4 protein-coding genes are annotated in these 6330 nt (G+C 42.5%); all 4 read right to left on the bottom strand.

The window, feature by feature from the left end; translation table 11 throughout:
* Positions 1–122: 122 nt before the first annotated feature.
* Positions 123–2150, bottom strand: coding sequence for an SUMF1/EgtB/PvdO family nonheme iron enzyme (locus tag LHW48_02800; GenBank protein ID MCB5259388.1), 2028 nt, complete (start codon positions 2148–2150; stop codon positions 123–125).
* A gap of 7 nt (positions 2151–2157) precedes the next feature.
* Positions 2158–5286 (bottom strand): isoleucine--tRNA ligase, encoded by a 3129-nt coding sequence (gene ileS, locus LHW48_02805; GenBank protein MCB5259389.1) that lies wholly within the window; start codon positions 5284–5286, stop codon positions 2158–2160.
* 3 nt (positions 5287–5289) lie between these two features.
* Positions 5290–5652, bottom strand: coding sequence for a hypothetical protein (locus LHW48_02810; GenBank protein MCB5259390.1), 363 nt, complete (start codon positions 5650–5652; stop codon positions 5290–5292).
* Positions 5653–5788: 136 nt separating this feature from the next.
* Positions 5789–6330, bottom strand: a 542-nt coding sequence (locus LHW48_02815) for a hypothetical protein (GenBank protein MCB5259391.1), incomplete at its 5' end; no start/stop codon positions are given.

Raw genomic sequence — 6330 nt, forward strand, 5'->3', positions numbered from 1 at the left:
AGTTTTGCTTTGTTTAGGATTTTCATAGGTATCTCCTATTTTGGATAGTCCTATTTTTTAAATTAACAATAAATCTATAAAAATACTAAAATCAGAAGAGATGATACTTGTCTATCTTTTTTTTATTTTGTTCTTACCAAACGGAAGCCAACAAACTGATATCCACGATTTGGATCGCCCTTATCGCGCCACAGGATATTCAAATTTCTGCCTTCACTATTCATTACATTACCCCCGCGAATGGTTTTTTGAGTTCCCGTATTCGGTCCATGAGGATTTACAAATGTGGGCAATGCGCGAATGTAGTTTGCATCGAACCAATCCCAAACCCATTCCGATACGTTACCAGTGCAATCGTAGAGCCCAAAATCGTTAGGATTTTTCAAGCCCGGTTGGCGCAGTTTACCGGCTGAGTTATCTCGATACCAGGCGATATCATCCGGATTATCCGATCCACTATAGATAAACATATTCCCGGCTTTGGCAGCATATTCCCATTCCGCTTCGGTAGGCAAACGGTAACCATTGGCATCAAAATCGCAAGTAACTACACGTGATGCCCCGATGCCCCTGATGCGATAAGCAGGATTAAGGTTTTCTGCTTCGCTAAGTCCATTACAAAATATGGCAATATCGAACCAACTAATATTGTCCACAGGTAGTTTGTCACCCACGGCACTAACATTCGCCGGCTTCATGAAACGATTCCATTGAGCTTGTGTAACTTCATATTTGCTGATGTAGAAACCAGAAAGAGATACATTATGCGCCTGATTATTGCTAAGCCTGCCAAATCCGTATGTACCAGGTTCGAGGTAAACATAATTCGGTCCTGGGCGGGATGGGCTAACCAGTGGTTTTACAGTAGGAGATTCTTCTTCAGAAGTGCCAAGTTGTCTTCGGGGATCGTATTTATCTACTCCAGAAATGTTTTTCAATTCGCCATAAACGGTTTGTGAGGGCAATCTACTTTCACGTGGGGGCAAATTAACTGCCGGAGCACGTAAAGTATCGTCATCCGCATCTTCCGAGCCAAAATTGAAGCCTGTATACTGCAGTTTATCGCCCTTTGTTCCAAACAGCACCGTGTACATATTTGTAGTAAACAGAAGTATAATAATGATGATTACCGCCACAACCAACGCCCAAAATCCATATTCAATTCGGTGTCTGGGAATATTTTCCTGTGTAGGTTTACTTTCTTCTAAAAGGCGAGGATCCAGAGTTTTGGTAAGCTCCGCTCCCTGCACCGGAGGCAAATTCTTTATGGCTTCAGCCAGTTTCTCAAGGCTTGCAAAGCGCTGAGATATGTTGCGATGCAAGCATTCCGCTAAAATATTATTGATATCCAAAGTGGCATTGCTAATAGGAATAAACTTGTTAGTTCTGAGGCGACCGGTTTCATATAAATTCTGATACAAGGTATTCTGTGCCAATAACTGGGCGATTATTGCTCCAATGGCAAACACTTCTTCGCGTTCATCAACTTCCTCATAGAATATGCCGCTGGAAAGGATGATTGGCTCTTGATCATCATTGAGCAACACCCCATTCAAAGTCAGATTTGATATAGTAAGACCGTGTTTTCTTACTGATTGTGCGCTTCTAATCAGCTTGAGTGCTAAAATGCGTACATTCTCTTCAGTAATGCGCTCCGGATTGTATTTGCGGATTTCTGCTAAGGATACTCCATGCACATATTCCACCGCCATATAAGCAGGAGAATGACTCTGATTGACTTCTTCCACTTGCGCAATGGATGAATCTTTTATTTTTCCGAGCCGCGATAGCCTCATTTGCAGCCCAAATAAGGTTTCCATATTTTGGAAACTGGATTTAAAGAAAACTTTTAACACATACTCTTTGTTATTTTTTTCTGCGATATATTTGATGCCTTCCACGTCCTTATTGAGCATTCTAAGTATCTTATAGCCACGAAACTCATCTCCCGGATCTAACAAAGTAAAGTTCTTGTTTACTGCTTCTTGCGCTCTGGCAAGATCTGAAGTTGCAGTTACGGATAATTGATCCGGCTGCTCGAAGACACTGCTACTTAACTCTACTTTTTCTCCGCAGTTAGGACAAAACTTTGCCTTATCCGGTATGCTTGTTCCGCAGTTAATACAGAAATGTGCTATTTTTTCCCCCAAATCATGCTTACTCTGCTTTGGTTTTGTTTACCATTAATCCTACTTGTTTGCCGTTGATATCTACTTGCGGCAAATTGCTATCAGCGCTTTTTTGGATAGTATCCGCAAGTGTTTCACTCTTAATAAATTCGCCATATTCATTGATGGCAGCCTCAATTTCTGCATCGCCATAATAGCCTATTATGATGCGATCCATAATCTCAAAACCCTGTTCTTTGCGAGAATACTGGATTTTATTTACCAGCTCACGCGCTAATCCTTCCCGGATAAGAACTTCGCTAAGACTCGTATCCAGAGCCACAAAGATGTCTTTCATGGCAGCAAATTGATAGCCTTCTTGAGGGCGAATTTGCACCAGCAGATCTTCTGGAATCAAGCTGATCTTACTACCTTCCAAATTGATGTCAAATGTCCGGTTATCCGCAAAGGCGCTCAATGCCTCCGTGGCATCTGCCTGCTCCAAATAGGCGGCTATAGCTTTCATCTGCTTGCCATATTTGGGTCCCATCACCTTGAACTGAGGCTTTAGATCGTATTGCACAAAATTGCTATCTTCCTCTACATATAGGATGTTGTGAATATTCACTTCTTCCTGCACCAAGTCAAGCATCTTATCTAATGAAGTACGCAACTTTGCGGGGACATACATTTCGCCTAAGGGTTGGCGAATCTTAATATTAGCCTCGCCGCGCGCAGTTCTGCCCAAAGACACAACGTCTATCACTGTTTGCATATCTGTTTCCAACCCAAGTTTGATATATTGAGCTTGGCTTTGGGGATAGCTTTCAAGATGCACGCTTTCTCCTCCACCCAGACCCTGATATATCTCTTCGGCTAAATATGGTACAAATGGCGCTATCAACTTGCACACCTCTAAAAGTACCATGTGCAGAGTGCGATACGCTTCCACCTTATCCTTACTAAGCTCAAAGCTCCAGAATCTGCGGCGACTGCGGCGTACATACCAATTTGACAGCTCATCTATTACAAAATCTTGTATAGCTCGCACGGCTTTGGAAAACTCATATATCTCAATATGGGTACGAATGTTCTTGGTTAGGGTGTGTAACCGTGAAATTATCCAGCTATCTATTTCTGCCTCACGTTCCCACTCATAGGGATACTTTGAGGCATCAAAACCATCAATATTGGCATAGGTAGCATAAAACGAATACACATTCTTCAAGGTACCAATAAATTTACTTTGAATTTCTCGCACACCATCTTCATCAAAACGAGTAGGAACCCAAGGTGGGCTAACCTCCAAGAGATACCAGCGGATGGCATCTGCTCCGTAGGTATCCATCAATTCGATAGGATCTACGGTATTGCCTTTGCTCTTACTCATCTTCTGACCCTTTTTGTCCAAGATCAGATCGTTCACCAAGCAACTCTTGTAAGAAGATTTCCCCTTCAATAAAGTCGAAATCGTCAGCATGCTATAAAACCAGCCCCGTGTTTGATCTATCCCCTCCGAAATAAAATCTGCCGGAAATAGCTTTGTATCGAAGATTTCCTTATTCTCAAAAGGATAGTGCCACTGGGCAAAAGGCATTGAACCGCTATCGAACCAGCAATCTATAACTTCTGGAGTGCGGTGCATTACAGAGCCACATTTATCGCATTTTAATACGATTTCATCTATGTAAGGGCGGTGGAGCTCGATATTGTGATCTATTTCCTCTCCATTTTCTTTTCTACCGCGTTTTACCAATTCGGCTATAGAACCAACGCTACTCTTCGCAGAGCATTCATCACACACCCAAATATTGAGCGGAGTGCCCCAGAAGCGATCTCGGGAAAGCGCCCAATCCACATTGTTTTCCAACCACTCTCCAAAACGCTTCTCACCCACAAAGGAAGGATACCATTTTATCTTGCGGTTTTCGGCTATAAGCTGTTCCTTAAAAAGCGTGGTACGGATATACCAACTCTCTCTTGCATAATAGATTAACGGACTGCTACAACGCCAACAGTGGGGATAGTTGTGCTTTATCTGCTCTCTACGATATAAAGCACCTGTTTCTTTTAGGTTGCGGATAATCTCCTTATCGGCAGATTTTACGAACAACCCCGCCCATGGGCTTACTGATTCATTGAATTTACCCTCTCCGTCAACCGGATTTACAAAGGGTAGATTGTATTTTTGAGCTAAAGAATAGTCATCGGCTCCAAAGGCTGGAGCTGTATGTACCACTCCCGTGCCATCACTCATCGTAACATAATCTGCACATCCAATAAACCAGGCGGGTTTATCTACCGGTACAAATTGGAATAATGGCTCATAGCGACGGTGTTCAAGATCTTTTCCTTTCATCTGACTGATGATCTCGTATTCGCCGTCTAAAACTTCTAACCTGGCTTTTGCCAAGATCAACCGTTGGTCCTGGTGCACCACCACCACATAATCTTCATCCGGATGTACCGCCAAAGCTACGTTTGAGATAAGGGTCCAGGGAGTGGTAGTCCAAGCCAGATAATAGGTGTTTTCTTCGTCAATGGCTTTAAACCGCACATACACAGAGGGATCCTCAACGTCTTTATAGCCCTGTGCCACTTCATGAGAAGAAAGCGGAGTTCCACAGGAAGGACAGTATGGCACAATTTTGTACTCTTTATATATAAGATCTCTCTGGAAAAAATTGTTCAGTATCCACCACACCGATTCGATGTATTTGTTGTCTAGAGTAATGTAAGGATTATCCAAATCTATCCAATACGCCATTAGCTCGGTCATGTGACGCCAGAGTTTTTCGTAGGAAAATACAGAATCACGGCATTTGGCGCAAAAGGCTTCTTCACCATATTCAATGATGCCTTGTTTATCTTCCAAACCCAGCATTTTTTCCACTTCAATTTCCACCGGCAAGCCATGTGTATCCCATCCGGCTTTTCTTTTTACCAGGTGTCCGGTCATGGTTTTATATCTGCACACCACGTCTTTTAAGGTTCTTGCCAACACATGGTGAATTCCCGGTTTGCCATTTGCCGTGGGAGGACCTTCGTAAAAAATAAATTGGGGATTGTTTTCCCTAAAATCTATGCTCTTCTTTGCAGTATCATGCTCTTGCCAGTATGTGCGCACACGGGCTTCCAAATCTCGCGGATTTTCTTTTAGGTCTATGCTTTTATACATTGCTCAAATTTTCTTTGCTCTTCCTGTTCTTTTTGGTCCCGGCACGTAGGCAGTTTTTCCTACGGGATGGGATTTTTTGTGATCGTAAGCTTGTTGAGCGGGATGTTCCTCTTCCGCTTCCACTTCTTCATGTTCTTCAAACAATTCGCTGAAGTGTTCTTTCAAATCTTCATGCTCGCTAACGTATTTCTTCCAGTCCACCATTGCCGCATCGAGATCTACACAGCGGGTGCACAATACCAATAGGTTTTGTTCGGTAACCCCTATCCAACCGCGATCGTAGCATTCATCACAGCGTTTTTTCTTACGATGTTCCGCAGCAATTTTCTTTGCTTCTTCCAGATGCTTCTCGTCCAATGTAAACATACGAATCTCCTTTTTGAGATGCCACTTACCAACCTTTTTACCTTTTCTAACGGTAAATTTTGGTCAGTTTGTGCCAATATTTTATACAGCACAATTTTGTAAAAGCTTTTTTTTACAAGAACTACTAAGCTCGGCTTTAGGCTTTTTTCCGGCGCCCTTTTGCGCTGCTTTTAGGTTCCGCTTCGGGTTTTGATTCCGCCTCTTTGGCACTTGATTCTGCCTCAAATTGAATCGGACCTTGGATTATGGATTTTTTCATCTCCACCTTTACAATAGGCTGCAAACGGTGGGTTACAATAAACAAGTTCTTGTTTTTGGAAAGCGCCAATTTATCTTCGGCACTCATCGCATCGATCTCTTTGAGGTTCACTATGCGTTCGATTTTGCCACTCGTCATATCCACGATTTGTACAAAATGTTGTTTTTCCGCCATGAACTCCACCTCCAGTTGATATTTCTCGGGAAACTTTTGGACAATATCCATTACAAATTCCAGATATTGCCGTTGATGTGTCTGATACCAAAATCTAAATGCTTTGCATTTGGATACACGCGGGCATACAGCACATAGCTCTGGAGCTATCTGTCGATGGCGTTTAATTTCGCAATGCAAGATTCTGGATTTTTTCACGAGAATACTTTGCAAAATGAAGCACAACCTTGTCAAGATTTGTTTTC

Source organism: Candidatus Cloacimonadota bacterium, assembly GCA_020532355.1.
In the GTDB taxonomy this organism is placed as follows: domain Bacteria; phylum Cloacimonadota; class Cloacimonadia; order Cloacimonadales; family Cloacimonadaceae; genus UBA5456.